At 62.7% G+C, this 19,763-nt stretch carries 16 protein-coding genes and 1 pseudogene; 10 read left to right on the top strand and 7 right to left on the bottom strand.

Translation table 11 applies throughout. The features are described from left to right. Positions 1–148 precede the first annotated feature (148 nt). From pheS to PG887_RS04280, 9 genes and pseudogenes are all read left to right on the top strand, one after another. Positions 149–1,132 (top strand): phenylalanine--tRNA ligase subunit alpha, encoded by a 984-nt coding sequence (gene pheS / locus PG887_RS04320; protein ID WP_041211447.1) that lies wholly within the window; start codon positions 149–151, stop codon positions 1,130–1,132. Between the two features lie 12 nt (positions 1,133–1,144). After that, positions 1,145–3,532 carry a phenylalanine--tRNA ligase subunit beta gene (gene pheT / locus PG887_RS04315; RefSeq protein WP_128271363.1) on the top strand — a complete coding sequence of 796 codons (2,388 nt, stop codon included), beginning with the start codon at positions 1,145–1,147 and terminating at the stop codon, positions 3,530–3,532. Positions 3,533–3,535: 3 nt separating this feature from the next. Next, complete coding sequence (ihfA, locus tag PG887_RS04310; protein ID WP_005300715.1) at positions 3,536–3,832, top strand: integration host factor subunit alpha; 297 nt, start codon at positions 3,536–3,538, stop codon at positions 3,830–3,832. A gap of 36 nt (positions 3,833–3,868) precedes the next feature. Then, a pseudogene (locus tag PG887_RS04305) lies at positions 3,869–7,809 on the top strand (ATP-binding protein). A gap of 1 nt (position 7,810) precedes the next feature. Further along, complete coding sequence (locus PG887_RS04300; protein WP_052815378.1) at positions 7,811–9,061, top strand: response regulator; 1,251 nt, start codon at positions 7,811–7,813, stop codon at positions 9,059–9,061. Further along, on the top strand, positions 9,062–9,676 hold the full coding sequence (locus tag PG887_RS04295; protein ID WP_052815379.1) for a GNAT family N-acetyltransferase: 615 nt from the start codon (positions 9,062–9,064) through the stop codon (positions 9,674–9,676). Positions 9,677–9,748: 72 nt separating this feature from the next. Further along, complete coding sequence (gene cobB, locus PG887_RS04290) at positions 9,749–10,522, top strand: Sir2 family NAD+-dependent deacetylase (RefSeq protein WP_041211443.1); 774 nt, start codon at positions 9,749–9,751, stop codon at positions 10,520–10,522. 85 nt (positions 10,523–10,607) lie between these two features. Further along, on the top strand, positions 10,608–11,087 hold the full coding sequence (locus PG887_RS04285; protein WP_041211442.1) for a hypothetical protein: 480 nt from the start codon (positions 10,608–10,610) through the stop codon (positions 11,085–11,087). Beyond that, a complete protein-coding gene (locus PG887_RS04280; RefSeq protein ID WP_158656183.1) occupies positions 11,084–11,884 on the top strand; it encodes a hypothetical protein in 801 nt (266 codons plus the stop codon). The genes PG887_RS04285 and PG887_RS04280 overlap by 4 nt, the downstream gene beginning before the upstream one ends. 89 nt (positions 11,885–11,973) lie before the next feature. On the opposite strand, the gene PG887_RS04275 is transcribed toward PG887_RS04280, so the two are convergent. The 7 genes from PG887_RS04275 to PG887_RS04245 all read right to left on the bottom strand — a co-directional run bounded on the left by PG887_RS04275 (position 11,974) and on the right by PG887_RS04245 (position 18,747). Then, positions 11,974–12,999 carry a substrate-binding domain-containing protein gene (locus PG887_RS04275; protein ID WP_041211440.1) on the bottom strand — a complete coding sequence of 342 codons (1,026 nt, stop codon included), beginning with the start codon at positions 12,997–12,999 and terminating at the stop codon, positions 11,974–11,976. Beyond that, entirely contained in the window at positions 12,999–13,931 is a 933-nt protein-coding gene (gene rbsK / locus PG887_RS04270) for a ribokinase (RefSeq protein WP_270821232.1), read from the bottom strand. Before rbsK ends, PG887_RS04275 begins: the two co-directional genes overlap by 1 nt. A gap of 97 nt (positions 13,932–14,028) precedes the next feature. Beyond that, positions 14,029–14,904, bottom strand: coding sequence for a ribose ABC transporter substrate-binding protein RbsB (gene rbsB, locus PG887_RS04265; protein WP_039040773.1), 876 nt, complete (start codon positions 14,902–14,904; stop codon positions 14,029–14,031). A 30-nt stretch (positions 14,905–14,934) separates the two neighbouring features. Further along, entirely contained in the window at positions 14,935–15,903 is a 969-nt protein-coding gene (gene rbsC / locus PG887_RS04260; RefSeq protein ID WP_042863889.1) for a ribose ABC transporter permease, read from the bottom strand. Further along, positions 15,900–17,429, bottom strand: coding sequence for a ribose ABC transporter ATP-binding protein RbsA (rbsA, locus tag PG887_RS04255; RefSeq protein WP_270821231.1), 1,530 nt, complete (start codon positions 17,427–17,429; stop codon positions 15,900–15,902). The genes rbsC and rbsA overlap by 4 nt, the downstream gene beginning before the upstream one ends. Before the next feature lie 35 nt (positions 17,430–17,464). Then, on the bottom strand, positions 17,465–17,884 hold the full coding sequence (gene rbsD / locus PG887_RS04250; RefSeq protein ID WP_128342447.1) for a D-ribose pyranase: 420 nt from the start codon (positions 17,882–17,884) through the stop codon (positions 17,465–17,467). Positions 17,885–18,129: 245 nt separating this feature from the next. Then, entirely contained in the window at positions 18,130–18,747 is a 618-nt protein-coding gene (locus PG887_RS04245; protein ID WP_039040777.1) for a glutathione S-transferase family protein, read from the bottom strand. 257 nt (positions 18,748–19,004) lie between these two features. Here PG887_RS04245 and PG887_RS04240 point away from each other — a divergent pair, with 257 nt between their 5' ends. After that, entirely contained in the window at positions 19,005–19,760 is a 756-nt protein-coding gene (locus PG887_RS04240; RefSeq protein WP_042017089.1) for a hypothetical protein, read from the top strand. The last annotated feature ends 3 nt before the right edge of the window (positions 19,761–19,763 follow it).

Genomic DNA, 19,763 nt, shown 5'->3' with positions numbered 1-19,763 from the left:
CTTGTGGCTTTATCCATATAACAAAATGATTTGCAGGGAGAAAAGCCCGTCATAACTATGGTCAGCCAAGGGGCTTTTTTTGTATTATTCCCCTCTTGACCTTATTTAGCCTAAAGGCTCCTGTTCCGGGAGTGGTGACGAGGAAGACATGCAACAGCTTGAAGAAGTAGTCGGCCAGGCCAAGGCCGAAATTGAGGGCGTGAGCGACATCGCCGCCCTCGACGAAATCCGGGTCAAATATCTGGGTAAAAAGGGCTTTTTTACCGAGCAGATGAAGGGACTGGGTGCCCTGTCCGCTGAAGAGCGTCCCGCAGCGGGCGCCGTGATCAACCAGGCCAAACAGCAGGTTCAGGATGCCCTAAACGCGCGTCGTGAAGCCCTCGAAGTCGCCGTGCTGAACCAGAAGCTGGCCGCCGAGACCATCGACGTCAGCCTGCCGGGCCGCCGCATCGAGAATGGCGGTCTGCACCCGGTGACCCGCACCATCGAGCGCATCGAGCGCCTGTTTGGCGAGATGGGCTTCAAGGTTGCCCGTGGTCCCGAGATTGAAGATGGCTTCCACAACTTCGATGCGCTGAATATCCCGGCTCACCACCCGGCGCGTACCGATCACGACACCTTCTACTTCGATCCTGATCTGATGCTGCGTACCCACACCTCCGGTGTGCAGATCCGCACCATGGAACATCAGCAGCCGCCGATCCGCATCATCGCGCCGGGCCGCGTCTATCGTAACGACTACGACATGACCCACACCCCGATGTTCCACCAGGTCGAAGGCCTGCTGGTTGACGAGCATGCCAGCTTCACCGAGTTGAAAGGCATCCTGCACGACTTCCTGCGCAACTACTTCGAGGAAGACTTGACGATTCGCTTCCGTCCTTCCTATTTCCCGTTCACCGAGCCGAGCGCCGAAGTGGACGTGATGGGCAAAAACGGCAAGTGGCTGGAAGTGCTGGGCTGCGGCATGGTGCACCCGAACGTGCTGCGTTCGGTCGGCATCGATCCGGAAAAATACTCCGGCTTTGCCTTCGGCATGGGCGTTGAGCGCCTGACCATGCTGCGTTACGGGGTCAATGACCTGCGTGCCTTCTTCGAAAACGACCTGCGCTTCCTCAAGCAGTTCAAGTAAGGGCGAGAGAACATGAAATTCAGTAAATCCTGGGTGATGGAGTGGGTCCGCACCGAGTTGAGTGACAATGCACTGGCCGAGCAGATCACCATGGCCGGTCTGGAAGTGGACGCCGTGGAAGCGGTAGCCGGCCAGTTCAACAATGTGGTGGTGGGTGAAGTGGTCGAGTGCGCCCAGCACCCGGACGCCGACAAGCTGCGGGTGACCAAGGTCAATGTGGGCGAGGCCGAGCTGCTGGACATCGTCTGCGGTGCGCCGAACTGCCGCGCCGGCCTCAAAGTGTGCGTGGCCAAGGTCGGGGCGACCCTGCCGGGTGATTTCACCATCAAGAAAGCCAAGCTGCGCGGCCAGCCGTCCCACGGCATGCTCTGTTCCTTCAGCGAGCTGGGCATCGACGTCGAAGCCGATGGCATCATTGAGCTGCCGCTGGATGCCCCCATCGGGACCGATATCCGTGAATACCTCGCGCTCAACGACGTCAGCATCGATGTGGATCTGACCCCGAACCGTGCCGACTGCCTCGGCATCGCGGGTCTTGCCCGTGAAATCGGCGTGCTCAACAGCGTGGACGTGGTCGAGCCGACCTGGGCGCCGGCTGTTGCCACTATCGATGCAACCTTCCCGATCCGGGTTGAAGCGTCAGCAGATTGCCCCCGTTATCTGGGCCGTGTCATCAAGGGGCTGAACCTGCACGCCCAGAGCCCGCTCTGGATGCAGGAGAAGCTGCGCCGTGGCGGTATTCGTTCCATCGACGCCATCGTTGACATCACCAACTACCTGCTGCTGGAATACGGCCAGCCGATGCACGCCTTCGACCTGGCGACGCTTGAAGGGGAACTGGTGGTGCGTCGCGCCAAGGCCGACGAGCCCATGACCCTGCTCGATGGCAACGAGGTGAAGCTCAAAGAGACCACGCTCGTGATTGCCGATGGCAAAGGCCCTGCCTGCATGGCCGGCATCTTCGGCGGCGATCGCACCGGTGTCTCCGAGACCACCACCGACATCCTGCTGGAGTGCGCCTTCTTCGCGCCGCTCTCCATCACCGGCCGTGCCCGTGCCTACGGTCTGCACACCGACTCCTCCCACCGCTTCGAGCGCGGGGTGGATCCGCAGCTGCAAGCCAAGGTGATGGATCGTGCCACCCGTTTGCTGCTAGATATCTGCGGCGGTGAAGCGGGTCCGGTCATCGAAGTCAAATCCGATGCCCATCTGCCGAAAGCGGCACCCATCAAGCTGCGCCGCACCAAGCTCGACAAGGTGATCGGCATCAGCGTAGCGGATGCGCAGGTGGTCGAAATTCTGACTCGTCTGGGCATGCAGGTAACCGTAGATACTGACGGCTGGACCGCGCTGGCCCCCTCCTGGCGTTTCGACATCGCCATCGAGGAAGACCTCATCGAGGAAGTGGCCCGCATCTACGGCTACAACAACATCCCGAACCTCAAACCCGCCGCCTCCCTCGCGATGGTAGAGCAGGCAGAAGGACAGGTGACCCTGAAGCGGGTGCGCGACCTGCTGGTTGACCGCGGTTTCCAGGAAGCGATCACCTACAGCTTCGTGGATCCCAAGGCTCAGCAGACCCTGTTCCCGCAGAGCGATGCCATCGTGCTGCCGAACCCGATCTCGGTCGAGATGTCCGCCATGCGCGTCTCTCTGTTCCCGGGTCTGGTGCAGGCGGTGGTCTACAACCAGAACCGTCAGCAGCCACGCGTGCGCCTGTTTGAGCAGGGTCTGCGTTTCATCAAGGACGAGAATGCCGAGAACGGCATCCGTCAGGAACCCATGCTGGCCGGCATCATCACCGGCAACCAGGGGGACGAGCACTGGGATGTCAAGGCCCGTCCCGTCGACTTCTTCGATCTGAAGGGTGACCTGGAAGCGGTACTGGATCTGACTGCCGAAGGGGCTACCTTCACCTTCGAGCGCACCGAGCACAGTGCCCTGCATCCGGGCCAGAGCGCAGCCATTCTGCGTAATGGCGTCGTGATCGGCCACATCGGCGTGATCCATCCGAGCCTCGAGAAGAAGCTGGGGCTCAAGAGCCGCGCTGTCATGTTCGAGCTGGAGCTGGACAAACTGACGCCGGCCAAGGTGCCGGTTGCTGCCGAAGTATCCAAGTTCCCGGCCAACCGTCGCGACATCGCCGTGGTGGTTGACAGACAGATCCTGGCAGGCGACGTTCTGGCAGTAATTAAAAAAGTTGGCGGAAATCAGTTAGTTGGAATAAACTTGTTCGACGTATACCAGGGCGCTGGTATGGCAGAGGACAAGAAGAGCCTGGCCATCAGCCTGGTGTTGCAAGACACCCAGCGCACCCTGGAGGAGAAAGAGATCGCCGAGACCGTGGACAATGTCGTGCGGGCCCTCGGTGAAGAGTTGAATGCATCCTTGAGGGATTGATCTATGGCGCTTACCAAAGCCGACATTGCAGAGCACCTGTTCACCCAGCTCGGGATGAGCAAGCGTGAAGCCAAAGATATGGTGGAAGCCTTCTTTGAGGAGATCAGACAGGCGCTCGAGCGTGGCGAACAGGTCAAGATTTCCGGCTTCGGTAACTTCGATCTTCGCGAGAAGAACCAGCGTCCCGGACGCAACCCCAAGACGGGGGAGGATATTCCCATCAGCGCCCGTCGCGTGGTGACCTTCCGGCCCGGCCAGAAGCTCAAGGCCAGGGTAGAAAATGTTGAACCCAACGAGTGACAAAAAGCCAGGCAATCGCCTGGCTTTTCCATTCCGATGATAAAAATCCTTCTGTTGTCCGGCGCGCTGCTGGCCTTGCCACTGCGTGCCGCCATACTCCCGCTGTCACCGGGTGCCCAGGCTTATGCCGATTCGCTCACCGGACTGACCTTCTGTTACCCGGCCCTGCAACGTCCTCCCTATCTGGAGGCGGAGGGGGGCCTGCTTATCGATCGCATGACGCGGTTGGCAGAGCTGTTGCCGGTACCGGTGCATGTCGAGAAGCGGCCGAGCTGGGCAGCCATGACGCAGGATCTGCTGAACGGGCGCTGCGATCTCATTCCTCACGTCGGGCCTGCCCGGTCGAACTCGAGCGATACCGTCTTGAGCCGGGCCATGATGGAAGCGGAGTCCGCCATCCTCTATCGGGGTGAGCTCGATCAGGCGCAGTTTCTGGTGTCACCTATCTGGCAGGCCCAGGAGATCCTGAAGCGTCTCTATCCAGGTTCATCCCAGCAACAGCTGACCGATGCCGAGAACTGGTATGGTGCCCTGGTGGCCGGCAAGGGCAGCGCCTATCTCGGCGATTATCTGCAACTGCGCTACCTGATGCGGGAATTCCCGGATGAAGGGCTGCGCCTTCGTCGTCTTCGCAGCGATGATCTGGTCATCAGTTACCGGCTGATGATGCGCAACCAGCCCGAGTTGCTGGAGCTGGTGGATACGGCCATCCGCTATTTGCCGCCGGGCAGTCTCTACCGGGATCTGGGCAAGTATCTGCCTCAGGGTGAGCAGGATGTGAATCCTCTGCATTTTACCGACAAGGAGCAGGCCTGGCTGGTCGGCAAGGCCCACACCATCAAGATGGTGGCGGATCCCGGCTTCATGCCATACAGCGGTGTCAACCAGCAGGGAGAGCTCATTGGCTGGAGTGCGGATGTCTTGCGGGAAGTGAGTCGGCAGACAGGGCTGCGCTTCGAGCTGGTACCCGCCGCCAGCCGGGAGGAGGCGTTGGCATTGCTGCGCAGTGGCGATGCCGCCATGATGGTCGGGCTGATGGAGTCCGCCGCCCTGAACAAGGAGTTCGACTTCACCCGGATGGTGGCGACCAGCCGCTATGCTCTGGTCAGTCGCAGCAAGAGGGGGCCTGCCTCCCTCGCGGACGTCAGTGGCAAGGTGGTGGTCCCGAGAATGCTCTATGATCCCGGCCTGCTTGCCCGGTTCGGCCAGCATGAGTGGGAGGTGACCGACAACCTGCTGCAGGGATTGGCGGCGGTGCGGCATGGGGATGCCCAGGCCATGCTGGCGGAGTTGTACCAGCTCCAATATCCCATTCGAAACAACCAGTTGAGCGAGCTGACCATCACCGAATTGCCGGAGCGTTTCGGCCTCGGTTTTGCCATCCGGCCGGAACAGACCAGCCTGGCAGGGGTGCTGGATCAGAGCCTGATGACCCTCAATGATCGGCAGGTGGACGAGCTGGTGCAACGCTGGCGTCGCCTGGTGGTCAACCAGCAGGAAGGGGTCAGCTACGGTTTCTGGCTTGGCTCCGTGTTGCTGGCACTGCTGATCAGCATGGCGGTGATCTGGTCAGTCTGGCGTTCCCGCCAGCAACTGGCCCAGGAGGCCCGCGAGCGTCACAAGGTAGAGCAGGCGCTGGCGCTGGAAAGCAAGTTCAGGGAGTCTCTCTTCCAGGCGCTCCCCGTGCCCGTGTTCTTGCGCAATGACAAAGGGGAGGTGATCAAGCGCAACAAGCGGGCCAAGCGCATGGAGGCGCGCTACGCCGCCGATCTGGTGCTGCCCGCGCCACAGTTGCAGGGCGCCGAAGGGGAGCTGGCGCTGCACGAGCAGGTCTACTCCTATGCCCAGATCCCCTTGCGACTGGGCCCCCAGGCACCGGCAGGGGATCTTATCGCCCTCTCCGACATCAGCGCCCTGCGCGAGCGTACCCGCCTGCTGCGTCAGGCAGAGCGGCGCCTGCGCGCCCTCACCAATACGGTGCCCGGTGTGGTGCTGCAATTCACCCTGCTGGGGGGGCCATCACCCGGGTGGAGTTTGTGAGCCGGGGCAGTCACGAACTGCTGGGGCTGGCGAGCCAGCAGATCCGGGTCAATCCCAACGAGACCCTGACTCGCATCTCCCACCAGGACAGGCGCGAGATGCGAGCCCCCATGCTGGCCATGCTGCAAGCCGGGCGACCTTTCTCCCATCTGCTGCGCTATCAGCACCCCGCCAAGGGAACCCGCTGGCTGCAATTTTCCGGCAGGGGGCGCCGTCAGGGGGAGGGGTGGCGGATCTACGGGGTGGTGCAGGATGTGACGGCCAGGGTGGAGCAGGAGCACTCCCTGCAGCTTTCCCACGAGCAGGCCCAGCAGGCCGTGCTTGCCAAGGGGCGCTTCCTGGCCGCCGTGAGCCACGAGATCCGCACCCCCATGAACGCCATGCTCGGCTTGCTGGAGTGGCTCGAGCAGACCGGACTCAATGCAGAGCAGGCCTCGGCTCTGGCCCATGTCAGGCAGGCGGGCAATGAACTGCTCGGGCTGCTCAACGACGTGCTCGACTTCAGCCGCAACGAAACGCGTCAGTTGCGCCTCTCTGTACAGCCCACGGATCTAGTGGAGCTGTGCGAACACGTGGCGGCGGTGCACTGGTCCAAGGCGCGATCTCGCCATCTGCAACTGCGCCTGGCGCTCGACCCGGCGCTGCCCGCCTTGATGGAACTCGATCCCCACCGGGTGCAACAGGTGCTGCACAACCTGCTCTCCAACGCCATCAAGTTCAGCGAGCGGGGAGAGGTGGTGCTCTGGGCCCGGCGACAAGGGGAGTGGATTTTGTGCGGGGTGGACGACGAGGGGCCCGGGATCAGTGCCGAGCTGTTGCCCCGGTTGTTCCTGCCCTTCGAACAAGGGGAGGAGCCTGGCCAGCCCAGAGCCCAGGGAACCGGGCTTGGGCTAGCCATCTGCCGCCAGTTGATGGAGCAGATGGGGGGCGAGATCCGGGTCGAGCCTCTGGCTCGCGGGGGTAGCCGTTTCCTCTGCTCGTTGCCCCTCAGGCATGCGCAGGAGAAGGCGCCCTGGCAACCGCGCGTCAAGACGGTCTCCCTACAACTGTTGCCCGGGGAGCTCGAATATATGCGGGCCTGGCTCGCAGAGTTTGGCGTGGCCGAGGATCCGGCGGCACCTTGCCTTGGGGCCATGCAGGACGATGGGGGCTTGTGCGCCTGGTACTGGCAGGGGGAACCCTGGATCCCGGGCTCCGTGGTCAGCCTGCTGCAGCTCAGACTCGTCCGTGGCGCCGAGGAGATCACGGACCTGCCGGGGGCAGGCAGGCGGGTGCTGCTGGTGGAAGATCACGAGGTGAACAGAATGCTGATCAGCATGCAGCTGGGTCAGCTGGGGGCCCGGGTATTGAGCGCGGCCAATGGCCGTCTGGCACTGGAGATCCTGCAATCGGAGTCGGTGGATCTGGTGCTGACGGATCTGCAGATGCCGGTGATGGACGGCGCCGAGCTCTGCAGGCAATTGCACGCCGATGAACGCTGGCAGCATCTACCCGTCTACGTGATCACCGCGGATCTCAGCGAGCAGGCGGCGCAGCGACTGGCGGAATGCGGCTGTCAGGGCCATCTGGACAAACCCGTCTTGCTCAGGGATCTGGCCGTATTGCTTCGTACCGTCTTTGGCCCCCATGACGGGGGGAAGGCACCGCAGCCAACGGCAGCCCTTTCCCTGCCCGTGTCCCTCAGCCCGGCCCTCGTAGACATCTATCTGGCATCGGTTCACCATGATCTGGCCGACATTGAGCGGTGTGTCACACAAGGGGACGAGAAGGCCCTCAATACGGCTTTACACAAGATGAAGGGGGCCGCCAAAATGGTGGGGGCTACCCCCCTGGTAGAGGTGATCGACCGTTGGCAGGAGGCCCCCGGACATCCCCTTGCAGCCGCCTTGAGGCAGTGCGTGGAAGAGGTCTGCCGACAACTGGGCGAGAGAGCATGAGATGATCATCACAGATGAAGAGTTGATGGACTTGCTGGAGTCTGATGACAGCCAGGAGCCAACGTTTTACCCGGTCAGCGTCTATGCCCTGGACGCCGTCTCCCATCTGGCGGTCAAGGGAGCGGGCCTGCCGGCCTATGCCAATCTGCACCGCACCCGACCCGATGCCGGCTGGCAATGGGAAGGACTGTTTGCCGCCGGGGCCATCGCCCTGTTTGATCCTGCCTCTCATCAGGGGGCCGACTATCTGCCTCATCTGTTGGCTCCCGGGGCGGGGATCTATCGCCTCAGCGATCCCTGGCTCGAGGGGTTGCAGGCACGAGAGCAGGGGTGGCGTGCCTGGCTCGCCCAGTGCCAGATCCTGCTGCTCGAAGATCACCCCTTCCAGGGAGCCTGCATTCAGCAGGAGATCCAGGGACTGGGGTTGCCCTGCCACTGGGTTCAGGATGGCGAAGGGTGCCTCAAGGCGCTGGAAGAGGGGGGCGTGAGATTGCTTATCTGTGATCTCAGCCTAGCGGAGCAGGATGCCATCAGCCTGCTGATGAGCCATCCCCAGTATCGCCACAGCGGTCTGCCCATCATCCTGCTCTCCGCTCATGATCAGACCCTGATAGACGGCGCCCGGCGTCTCCTGCACGATGCGGGTTTCAACGTGCTGGCCGCCCTGGCCAAGCCGCTGCAAAGCGACGATCTGCTGCGTCTGCTCAAGATGCTCTATCTTGGCCCCCAGCGTCAGCGCAGGCTGGGCGGGCTCAAGCGCACCGTGCGTAGCTGGCAGGGAGAGGCGAGAGGACAGCTTGGGCTGCTGGCAGATGCGGCTTCCTGCACGCTGCCGATCTGGCTGAGCCTGAGCGGTCTTTCCCCTCACTGGGAGCCGCTCAAGCTCTGGCTCGAGCAGCATGGACGAGAAGCAAGCGAACTCACCCTGGTCATCCACCGACGGGATCACCTGCTGAGCCAGGCGGACCGTTTCGCCCTGGTGCTGCAGGCGAGCCTCGCGGGGGCCAGACTCGCGCTGCTGCTCGATCATGCCCAGCACCTGCCGTTTGATCTCATCGAGCGTCTGCCGTTGCAATCCTTGCTGCTCGGGCAACACCTGCTGCCCGAACTGGAGGCGATGGCTGCCGACTCCTTGCTGGCCCGCTTCATCCAGCGCTCCCGGGAGCTTGGCATCGCGCTCTACCTCGACGACCCCTTCAACCTGCAGGATGCCGCCCAGTGGCAGGATCGCGGCGTGGCAGGGCGCTGGTAAATGGCTCGCTATCTTTGCTGGCCGCTCGATGAGCCGCGCTTGTGGCAGGGAATGTCGGGTTGGACGGCTCCCGCCTCACGGGCCGCCTTGCCGATGACGATGGTGGTGGGGGGGCTGACTTGCCGCTTGCAGGAGCTGGCGGGCAGCGACCCGAAGCGAATATGCGCGGCCTATGACGCCCTGAGCGAGCAGAGCGTCTATTTGCGCTTCATGCGGGCCAAGCAGCCTGCGACGGCCGAGCAGCTCGCCTTCTTTCTCGACTACCCCAGAGAACCCCAGATAGGATTGCTGCTGACCGACGAGCAGGGGGGGCCGCTTGCCATGGCCCAGTCCGTTCGCCGGCGCCTGCACCCGGACAGGGCCGAGTTTTCCTGCATCGTCGCGGATCATTTTCAGCATCGCGGCGCCGGGCGTCGCATCCTGCTGGCGCTTGCGCGGCTGGCATACGGGGAGGGGATCCGGGAGTGGACGGCGGAAGTGCTCGGCCAGAATCGCCCCATGCTGGCTCTGCTCAAGGGGCTCGGGTTGCCGCTTACCCTGGTGACAGGACGGGAGATGGTCTTTGCCAGGCTGGATCTCGCGCCCATGGCGAGCTTTGTGCTCCCATCGGCCTAAGACCAAGGGCGAATGGGCCGCCTCTTGCTCCTGTGCTAAGGTCAGCCTGTTACCCGTTGGAGGAGAACAACCATGGTGCAGTCAGCCAAACATATCGTGATCCTCACCGGTGCCGGCATCTCGGCCGAATCCGGTATCAAGACCTTCCGGGCCTGTGATGGCCTGTGGGAAGAGCACATGGTGGAGGACGTGGCCACCCCTGAAGGCTATGCGCGGGATCCCGAACTGGTACAACGTTTCTACAATGCACGGCGCCATCAGTTGCAGCGCGCCGAGATCCACCCCAATCCGGCCCACTATGCATTGGCCCGTCTGGAGCGCCTGCTGCCGGGGCGCGTCACCTTGGTCACCCAGAACATCGACAACCTGCACGAGAGTGCCGGCAGCAAGAACCTCATCCACATGCACGGCGAGTTGCTCAAGGCCCGCTGCCCGGGCTCTGGTCAGGTGATCGAGTGGCGCGGGGATCTCCATCAGGAAGAGCTGTGTTCCTGCTGCCAGTTTCCCCACCCGCTGCGCCCCCATGTGGTCTGGTTCGGGGAGATGCCCCTCGGACTTGACCGCATCTACTCGGCCCTGGCTCAGTGCGATCTCTTCATCTCCATCGGGACCTCCGGGGCGGTCTACCCTGCCGCCGGATTCGTCCATGAGGCCGGCCTGAACGGTGCCCATACGGTGGAGCTCAATCTGGAGCCGAGCGAAGTGGGCAGCCAGTTTGATGAAAAACGTTATGGTCCGGCTTCCTTGCTGGTGCCCGCTTTTGTGGATGAACTCCTGCAAAGTTGCGGAGTGCATCAGCCTCTCTCCGTCGAGGGCCATAACTGGATGGAGATGCGGGGCCCCTAATTATTGATTTTTCACACAGTTGCATTGACCCACTGAAATCGCCACACTGGCTCCTAACTTCAAGATGCAGTTGGCACAACATGTCATGAACTTTCCAACGCGCGGGATGGCCTCGCTCCTGCTGGTGCTTTTCTCGTTCGGTACCCAGGCTTCCTCCTCTTCGCTATTGCAACTGATCCTGCCGGACAAGCGGGAAATCACCCTGGATGAGGCGGCGTTGGCAGCCTTGCCACAAGTGGAGTTCGAGACGGCGACGCCCTGGACCCTCGGCACTCACCGCTATCGTGGACCGACCCTGAAGAGCGTGCTGGCGCAGCAGCAGGTGGATAGTGCCAGCGCCATCGATGTTGCCGCACTCAATGGCTACCAGCAGCGGGTCGATCTCTCCCTGTTTGCCAAGGTGCCGCTGACCCTGGTGCGTTACCAGGATGACAAACCGCTCACCCGTCGCAATAAAGGGCCGCTCTGGCTGCTGGTCCCCCTCTCGGCCCATCCCGACATGGATGTGTCCGCCATCCACAACAACATGGTCTGGCAGGTGATCCGCATCGAGGTTGTCCCGTGACGCGACGACAGCGAGATAACCTGCTGCTTGCAGCCATGGTGAGTCTGTTGCAGTTTGAGTTTGTGACCCGGGAAAGCAGCTTTGATCTGGCGTGTCGCTTCGGAGTGGCCAGGCGCGAGGGTGGCGAGGATGCCGATGAGCTATTGGAGCAAGCCATATTGGCATTGAACGAGGCCAAGCGTGAGGGGACCACCCTGGTGTGGTATCAGAGTGCGATGAAGGCTGATCTCCACATGGCCCAGCGGCAGCTGCACCAATTGCGGGAATGGCTGGCGGGGGCCGCCCCTTCCCCCCTGGAGACCCTCTGCGAGGCGATGAGAGACGAGCAGGGCGTGCCGGTGACGGCGGTCAGCCTGCGCTGGCGGGTGAGCCAGCAGCCCTGTGACGTGGGCTGGATGCAAGAGCGTGGTGTCCTTGGGCCCGTGATGGCACGATGGCTGACAGAAGAGCCATGCAGTGGCACCTTGCTGGTAAGGCTTCATCAGCCTGCCCAGCTGGCCCCTCTGCTGGCGAGCCTGCCCCCCTTGCCACAGGGGAGACTGATCCTGGCATTGCCTGCGCTGATACCGGATGCCACCCTGCTTGAGAAGATGCGCGAGTGTGGCTGCATGCTGGCGCTGAGCGAGCTTGGCAGCTGCGCCCCCGAACTGCTGCAAGCGGGCTGGCCAATTCGCTACTGGCTGCCAGCACCCTCCGGGTACGAGGCGCTGCTCCAGCCGTTGGCAACGGCGCTGGGGCTGCTGCGCCTGGCTCCCCTGGGAGAGGCGCAGCAAGAGGATGATCTCAAGCTGAGTTGAGTGGTGGCTTGTGCAGTCTCGGGGCCGATGCCAAGGAGACAATACACAGAAGAGCGGCTCATGGCCGCCCTTCTGCTGCTTGCTGGCACTTAAACTGGTTTGCTGTCCGGTGAGGAAAAGGGAGCGCAGGAGTGTCTGATCACCAGGTCCGGATCCACGGTGATCATGCGGTTTGCGATGGGCTCGCCGTTGATGCGCGCCAGCAGCCGGGTGACGGCGAGGCGGCCCAGCTCCTCTTTCGGTTGATTGACCGTGGTGAGCGGGGGGGACATGAACTGGGCCAGCGCCACGTTGTCATAGCCGACGATGGAGAGATCGCGGGGGATCACCAGCCCTGCCTGATGGGCGGCACTGATGACCCCCATGGCCATCATGTCGTTGCAGACAAACAGCGCGGTGGGACGCTCTGGCAGCGCCAGCAGGCGGGTCATGGCGGCGGCGCCGCTGGCGCAGTCAAAGTCTCCCTCCTGGATCCAGCCCGGATTGACGGTGAGCCCGGCCTCCTGCATCGCTTGCTCGAAACCCGCCTGGCGCTGGTTGGCCGGGGCGCGGCTGTGGGGGCCCGTGATGCAACCGATGGCAGTGTGACCCAGCCCCAGCAGATGGCGGGTTGCCAGGTAGCCTCCACGATGGGAGTTGTCGGCGATGAGATCCACCTCGCCATTCTCCATGCCCCAGTCCATCACCACGACCGGCAGGCTCTTGAGCCAGTCGAGCTGGTTGAACACCTCCTGCTGCCCTTCACTGCACATGATGAGCAGGCCGTCGACCCGTTTCCTGAGCATCATCTTGAGGTAGGAGAGCGCCGTCTCGGCCTGTCCTTCGGTGTTGCCCAGCATCAGGTTGTAACCCTGCTCGAAGCAGTAGCGCTCCACCCCGCGCACCACCTCGGCGAAGAAGGGGTTGCTGGAGGTGGTAACCAGCATGCCGATGCTGTTGGTCTCCTTTACCTTGAGGCTGCGGGCCACCAGGCTCGGGGCATAGTTGAGATCGCGCATGGCGGCGAAGACCCGCTCCCGGGTCTCTTCGGCCACGAAGCGGGTCTCGTTGATGACGTGGGAAACGGTGGTGGTCGACACTCCCGCCAGCGCAGCCACCTCCTTGATATTGGCCATCAGTGCCCCTGCGCAGTCTGTTCAAGGAGGAAAGCATCGACCTCCTGCTTGCTCGGGATGGAGCTCTGTGCACCAAACCGGGTGACGGAGAGTGCCGCCGCCCCGTGGGCAAAGCGTACGGCCGCGTCAAAGTCGGCGCCGGCGAGCTCGGCCGCCAGGAAGGCGCCGTTGAAGGTATCCCCGGCCGCCGTGGTATCCACCGCCTTGACCCGAAAACCCGGCATGAGCGCCTGTTGCTGCCCCTTGCTGCAATAGACCCCTTGGGACCCCAGGGTGATCATCACCTCACCGATGCCCATCTGGTGGAAGCGGGCGGCAGCCTCACGGGCGCTCGCTTCGTCGGTGACCTTGACGCCGGTCAGCAGCTCGGCCTCGGTCTGGTTGGGGGTGATGAGGTCCACCAGCGCCAGCAGATCCCTTGAGAGCGGGCGTGCGGGGGCGGGGTTGAGCACCACCCGGGTGCCGTGGGCACGAGCCAGACGGGCCGCTTCCTGCACGCTCTCGAGCGGCACTTCCAGTTGCAGCAGCAGGGTGTGGGCGGCGGCGATCATCGCCTCGTGACCTTGCACCACGGCCGGGGTGAGGGCGCCATTGGCTTCGGCGGAGATGCCGATGCTGTTCTCCCCCTCGTCGCTCACATAGATGATGGCGATGCCGGTGGGGAGCCTGGGGTCGAGTTCGACGGCGCTGACATCGATGCCGTCGTTGGCAAACCCGGTTTTCATTTGGTGGCCGATGGCATCATCACCGATGCGGGCGATGAAGGAGACAGGGGTGCCGAGGCGGGCGGCGGCTACCGCCTGATTGGCGCCCTTGCCGCCGGGCACCACCTGATAGCTGTGGCCGGTCAGGGTTTCACCGGGGCGGGGAAAGTGGGGGACGCGCAGCACATGATCCGCATTCACGCTGCCGAGGACTACGAGACGATTCATTCCTATCACCCTTGGTTGAGTACATCCTGGTCTGGGTGGGCCCAGACCAGGCGGCACTGGCGGAAAAAGAGAGGGGAGGCGAACCTCCCCCAACAACTTACTTGTTGACGATTTGCAGCGGTACCGGGATGGATTTTTCCACCGGTTGACCCTTGAGCACCTTGTCGGCGGTTTCCACGCCGATGGCGCCGATGAGGGCGGGCTGCTGGGCCACGGTGGCGGCCAGTTTACCCTTGGCCACGGCGGCTTTGCCATCGTCGGTGCCGTCAAACCCCACGATCATCACCTCTTTGCCGGCGGCCTGCACGGCGCGGATGGCACCCAGCGCCATCTCGTCGTTCTGGGCGAACACTGCCTGCACGGTCGGATGGGCGGCCAGCAGGTTCTCCATGACGTTCAGACCCTTGGTGCGGTCAAAGTCGGCGGGCTGGGAGGCCAGCACCTGCAGCTTGTTGGCGGTGACCGCCAGGGCGAAGCCTTCGCCGCGATCACGGGCGGCGGAGGTACCTGCGATCCCTTCCAGCTGGATCACTTTGGCACCGCTGCCCAGCTTCTCGGCGATGAAGTCGCCAGCCAGCTTGCCACCGGCCACGTTGTCGGAGGCGATGTGGGCCTTGACGTCACCCTGGGCTGCGCCGCGGTCCAGGGTCAGCACCGGGATGTTCGCCTTGTTGGCCAGGCGAATGGCGTTGCCCACCGCTTCGGAGTCGGTCGGGTTGATCAGGATGGCATTGACCTTGCGCACGGTGAGATCTTCCACGTTGGAGAGCTCCTTGGCCGGGTCGTTCTGGGAGTCAAGCACCACCAGATCGTAGCCAAGCTCCTTGGCCTTGGCTTCGGCGCCCTCCTTCATGGTGACGAAGAAGGGGTTGTTGAGGGTGGAGACCACCATCGCCAGGGTGTGATCCGCGGCCTGGGCGGTGCCCAGCACGGACATGATGGCGGCAGCGAGCAGGGTATTGAGCTTTTTCATCATTTCATTCCTTGTGTGTGGCGTGGCTTGTTAACGGTTGCTTTTGTTATCGATCATCACGGCAAGCAAAATCACGCTGGCCTTGGCGATCATCTGGTAATAGGAGCTGACGTCGAGCAGGTTCAGGGCATTGTTGAGGAAGCCGATGATGAGGGCACCGATCAGGGTACCCATGATACGGCCCTTGCCCCCCATCAGGCTGGTGCCCCCCAGCACCACGGCGGCGATGGCATCCAGCTCGTACCCCATGCCGGCGGTGGGCTGGGCGGAGGAGAGGCGGGATGTGACGATGAGCCCGGCCAGTGCCGACAGCATGCCGCACAGACCATACACCGCGAGCTTGACCCGATCCACATTGATACCGGAGAGGCGGGTGGCCGATTCGTTGCCGCCGAGGGCATAGATGTAGCGGCCCAGGCGAGTGTGATTGAGCAGGTACCAGGCCAGCAGGAAGACGATGGCCATCAGCCAGATGGGCACCGGCAGACCCAGCAGGTAGCCGGTCCCGAGCCAGGCGAAGTGATCGGCGCCGTCACTGAAGCCGGTGGAAATGGGGCGTCCCTCGGTGTAGACCATGGTGACGCCGCGCAGGGCGGTCATGGTGACCAGGGTGGCGATGAAGGCCTGTACCTTGCCCTTGGCAATGATGAGGCCGCTGACGCTGCCAAGCAGGGCGCCGGCCCCCAGGGTGAGAGGGATCACCAGGCCGATGGGCAGCTCCATGGCCACCATGGTGGCGGCCAGGGCGCCGCACAGGGCCAGTACCGAGCCGACCGACAGATCGATGCCGGCGGTGAGGATGACCAGCGTCATGCCGACCGCCATGATGGCGTTGACCGATGTCTGGCGCAGGATGTTGAGCAGGTTGTCGGCGGTGAAGAAATTGGGGCTCAGGAAAGAGACCACGCCGATCAGCACCAGCAGCGCGACCAGGGACTTGTTCTCGATCCACCAGGCCTTGCTCATGACGCCGCGGCGGGAAAGGGTTTGGGTTGTCATTGTGCTGCCTCTTGCTCTGCTTGCCACTGTTTACCGACTGCCGCTGCCATCAGCTTCTCCTGATTGGCATCGCGGGTGTTGAATTCTGCGCTGATGCGCCCTTCGTGCATCACCATGATGCGATCACTCATGCCGAGCACTTCCGGCATTTCGGAGGAGACCAGGATGATGCTCATCCCCTCCTTCTTGAACTGGTTGATGAGCTGATAGATCTCCTTCTTGGCGCCGACATCGACGCCGCGGGTCGGCTCATCCAGGATCAGCACCTTGGGCCGGGTCAGCAGCCCCTTGGCGATGGCCACCTTCTGCTGGTTGCCGCCGGAGAGGAGCTTGATCAGCTGATCCTGACTCGGGGTCTTGATGTTGAACAGACGCACATAGTCCCCTACCGCCTGGCGCTCGGCCTTGCCGTCAATCTTGCCGCCACGGATGAACTCGCCGAGGGCGCACAGGCTCATGTTTTCGCGCACCGACAGCTCCAGCACCAGGCCGTCGCCCTTGCGATCCTCGGAGATATAGGCGATGCCTGCGGCCAGACCATCGGCCGGGCTTCTGGGTACCAGGGCGTGGCCATCCACCGTCACCTGGCCAGCGCTGATGGGGCTGGCGCCATAGATAAGCTTCATCAGCTCGGTGCGGCCGGAGCCCATCAGGCCGCTAAAGCCCAGAATTTCCCCCTGACGCAGGGAGAAACTCACCCCGCGCACGCCGGGGCCGGCCAGATCTTTCACCTGCAGGCTGACGGGGCCGAGTTCGCGCTCAAGGCGCGGATACTGCTCTTCCAGCCGACGGCCCACCATCATCTCGATGATCCTGTCTTCATCCAGATCGCTCACCGCCTGCTCGCCGATCCACTTGCCGTCCCGCAGCACGGTGACCCGATCGCAGATCTCGAAGATCTCTTTCAGGCGGTGGGAGATATAGACGATGCCGCAGCCCTGCTCGCGCAGTTCGCGAATGACGGTGAACAGCTGCTCGGTCTCGGTGTCGGTGAGGGCATCGGTGGGCTCGTCCATGATGATGACGCTGGCATCGAACGACAGCGCCTTGGCGATCTCCACCATCTGCTGTTCACCGATGGAGAGATCCCCGAGCCGGGTATCCGGGCCGTGCTTGACGCCAAGCCGTGCCAGCAGGGTGCTTGCTCGTTCGCGCAGTTGCTTGTGGTCGATGCTGCCAAAACGGGTACGGGGCTCGCGGCCGAGGAAGATGTTGGCGGCAATCGACAATTCCGGCAGCAGATTCAGCTCCTGATGGATGATGCTGATCCCCTGATCCTGGGAGTCGCGGGGGCCCTTGAAGTGAACCGGCTGGCCGCGATAGCTGATGCTGCCCGAATCGGCCTGGTAGATGCCGGTCAGCACCTTCATCAGGGTCGACTTGCCAGCGCCATTTTCGCCGAGCAGGGCCATCACCTGGCCCGGATAGACCCGAAGACCCGCTTCGTCGAGGGCGCGCACCCCGGGGAAGGTCTTGACGATCCCGGTCAGCTCCAAAATGGGTGAGAGGGGGGAGGTTGTGCTCATTTGCAGCTTCCTTGAAGAGGCCTTCTTTGAAGAATTCAGAACGCCACACCGGCGCAGAGGATCAGGTTGGCGTAGGGGGTCACCTCGCCGCTGCGCACGATCGCCTTGCTCTGGCGGGAGCGGGTTTTGAACTCCTCATGCAGGCAGTATTCGATGGCGATGGGCTTGCCCTGGGCGGCTGCGTGGGCCTCAAGCTGAACCACCAGCGCCTGATGGGCGGCGGGACTGATCTGCTTGATCTCTGTTGCCATGATCACCTTCTCCACCACCAGATCGGTGAGCAAGGCGGTCAGCACGGTTTCAAGGCTCGGCGTCCCCGCCATCAGCGCCAGATCGATTCGCTCGGGGCCTGCCGAAATGGGCAGGCCCGCATCGCAGACGGTGATCTCGTCGGTGTGGCCCATCTGCGCGACCAGCGCGCTTAAGGGAGCATTGAGCAGCTTGCCTCGTTTCATACAGCACCTCGGCGGCCTGGGACCGCATATGGATATTGAGTTGGGCAATCGGTTACGCAACCGGTTGCGTCATTAGGGCGAAAGATAGGTGTTAACCGTTAACGGGTCTAGGCAGTGATGACGAAAATGTGAAAACGATCTCAGTGACAGGGCAATTTCAGAAGAAACGGGTGTCAGAAGAGCACCCGTCTGAGAGGCGTCGCCGGATGTTGCCCGTAGAAAAAGGCGTACCCGGCGCGAGGAGATCAGAGGGCGAGCGCCGCCTGCACTGCGGGGCGGGCCAGCATGCGCTGATAGTGATCCGCCACCTTGGGAAACTCGCTGATGGCAACCCCGTCGCTCTCGAGCCAGCCTGCAATCACGAAGAGGTAGATGTCGGCCAGGCTAAAGCGCTCCCCCAGTACCCAGGGGCCGGCCAGATAGTGGCGCTCAATCTGGTCAAAGCCATCGCGCATGTTCTGGGGCATCTTGGCCTGCATGGCAGCCATGGCCTGTTCATCGTCGGCCCAGCGGCCGGGACGGCGTCCATGGGCATGGGCAACATGGACGGTGGAGACGAGGAAACTGTGTACCTCCTGCATCCTGGCCAGGAGGAAGGGGTCATCCAATGGGGCCAGCCCGGCGTTAGGAAAACGCTGGGCCACGTAGAGCAGCAGAGCCGGTGTTTCGGTCAGCACGCCATGCTCCGTTACCAGTGCCGGGACTCGCCCCTTGGGATTGATGGCGAGGTAGTCGGGGCTGCGCTGTTCACCAGCGGCCAGATCCAGGCGCTTGACAAGGTGAGGGGCACCGGCCTCCACCAGAGCGATGCGCACCGCCATGGCACAGGTACCGGGGGCAAGATAGAGCGTCAGTTCGGACATGACCGTTTTCCTTGTGTGAGAGAGAAGAGCCAGTGGACATCTCGTCCGCCAGCGCGCGCCATCATCCTACGCCCGTTGGACAGAGGGGCCAAGGGTGAGGGGAACCTCATCAAGAAGGGTTGCAAGGCCTTTGGTATCAATGGCTTTCTGAACGGAAGATAACAGGAAAAACGGCTACGCATGCCGGTTCAAACCGCTATAATGTGCCACCTTGGATCAGTCGTCAGTGAATGTTGGACAGTCAATTGAGTAATAGAATGCGGATCGGTGGAACCCTCGAACAGTCCCTCAGCCAGGGATATCGTCTGGACCTGCAAGGGGTGTTGAAAGAGGGGTGGCAACAGACTCGTCGTACCGGTTTCGGATTGGCGCTGGCCATCGCCGGGGTCATGGCAATCTGGATCCTGCTGAGCAATACCTTGCTGACACCCTATGTCGCCCGTGAAGGGGGGGATATGGATATGGCCCTGATCCTGAGCCTGCTGGTCACGGTGATCATGTCACCCATGACCTCCTCCCTCGACATGCTGGGGTTGCAGCAGTCGGTGGGGGTGCGCGCCCGGCCGAGCCAGGTATTCGACTTCTTCCGCCACTTCCTGCGCCTGGGCAGCCTGAGTCTGCTCGGCAGCCTCATCACCAGCCTGTTTGGCCCCCTGTTCGAGCTGCTGGGCGTGCCGGTGATGCTGGCCTTCATCCCTTCCGCCCTGGTGGGCATGGGGCTGGTGTTTACCGTACCTCTGGTGCTGGAGCGCGGTCTTTCCCCGGCTCAGGCCATTCTGGTCTCCCTCAAGCTCTTTGCCCGGGGATGGCCCAGCATAGTGCTGCTGCACGGGGTCATGCTGGCACTCTTCTTCCTGGCGCTCATCCCCATGGGGCTGGGACTTATCTGGGTGGCGCCGCTCTACTTCAACTGCAAGGGCATTCTCTACCGGGATCTGTGTGGGGTGGCAGTCGAAGTGACCGAGGTTGCCAGTGGCAACGACGGGCAGGGCCCGGATCATTTCAACGCATAACGG

This window comes from Aeromonas sp. QDB14 (genome assembly GCF_027707845.1).
Lineage (GTDB): Bacteria > Pseudomonadota > Gammaproteobacteria > Enterobacterales > Aeromonadaceae > Aeromonas > Aeromonas caviae.
This window is presented reverse-complemented; position numbering and strand designations above follow the sequence as displayed.

What these genes read in the sequence shown, in the direction of transcription:
- pheS (WP_041211447.1), top strand. Translation starts at nt 149, where the DNA reads ATGCAACAGCTTGAAGAAGTAGTCGGCCAGGCCAAGGCCGAAATTGAG.
- pheT (WP_128271363.1), top strand. Translation starts at nt 1,145, where the DNA reads ATGAAATTCAGTAAATCCTGGGTGATGGAGTGGGTCCGCACCGAGTTG.
- ihfA (WP_005300715.1), top strand. Translation starts at nt 3,536, where the DNA reads ATGGCGCTTACCAAAGCCGACATTGCAGAGCACCTGTTCACCCAGCTC.
- PG887_RS04300 (WP_052815378.1), top strand. Translation starts at nt 7,811, where the DNA reads ATGATCATCACAGATGAAGAGTTGATGGACTTGCTGGAGTCTGATGAC.
- PG887_RS04295 (WP_052815379.1), top strand. Translation starts at nt 9,062, where the DNA reads ATGGCTCGCTATCTTTGCTGGCCGCTCGATGAGCCGCGCTTGTGGCAG.
- cobB (WP_041211443.1), top strand. Translation starts at nt 9,749, where the DNA reads ATGGTGCAGTCAGCCAAACATATCGTGATCCTCACCGGTGCCGGCATC.
- PG887_RS04285 (WP_041211442.1), top strand. Translation starts at nt 10,608, where the DNA reads ATGAACTTTCCAACGCGCGGGATGGCCTCGCTCCTGCTGGTGCTTTTC.
- PG887_RS04275 (WP_041211440.1), bottom strand. Translation starts at nt 12,999, where the DNA reads ATGGCCAATATCAAGGAGGTGGCTGCGCTGGCGGGAGTGTCGACCACC.
- rbsK (WP_270821232.1), bottom strand. Translation starts at nt 13,931, where the DNA reads ATGAATCGTCTCGTAGTCCTCGGCAGCGTGAATGCGGATCATGTGCTG.
- rbsB (WP_039040773.1), bottom strand. Translation starts at nt 14,904, where the DNA reads ATGAAAAAGCTCAATACCCTGCTCGCTGCCGCCATCATGTCCGTGCTG.
- rbsC (WP_042863889.1), bottom strand. Translation starts at nt 15,903, where the DNA reads ATGACAACCCAAACCCTTTCCCGCCGCGGCGTCATGAGCAAGGCCTGG.
- rbsA (WP_270821231.1), bottom strand. Translation starts at nt 17,429, where the DNA reads ATGAGCACAACCTCCCCCCTCTCACCCATTTTGGAGCTGACCGGGATC.
- rbsD (WP_128342447.1), bottom strand. Translation starts at nt 17,884, where the DNA reads ATGAAACGAGGCAAGCTGCTCAATGCTCCCTTAAGCGCGCTGGTCGCG.
- PG887_RS04245 (WP_039040777.1), bottom strand. Translation starts at nt 18,747, where the DNA reads ATGTCCGAACTGACGCTCTATCTTGCCCCCGGTACCTGTGCCATGGCG.
- PG887_RS04240 (WP_042017089.1), top strand. Translation starts at nt 19,005, where the DNA reads ATGCGGATCGGTGGAACCCTCGAACAGTCCCTCAGCCAGGGATATCGT.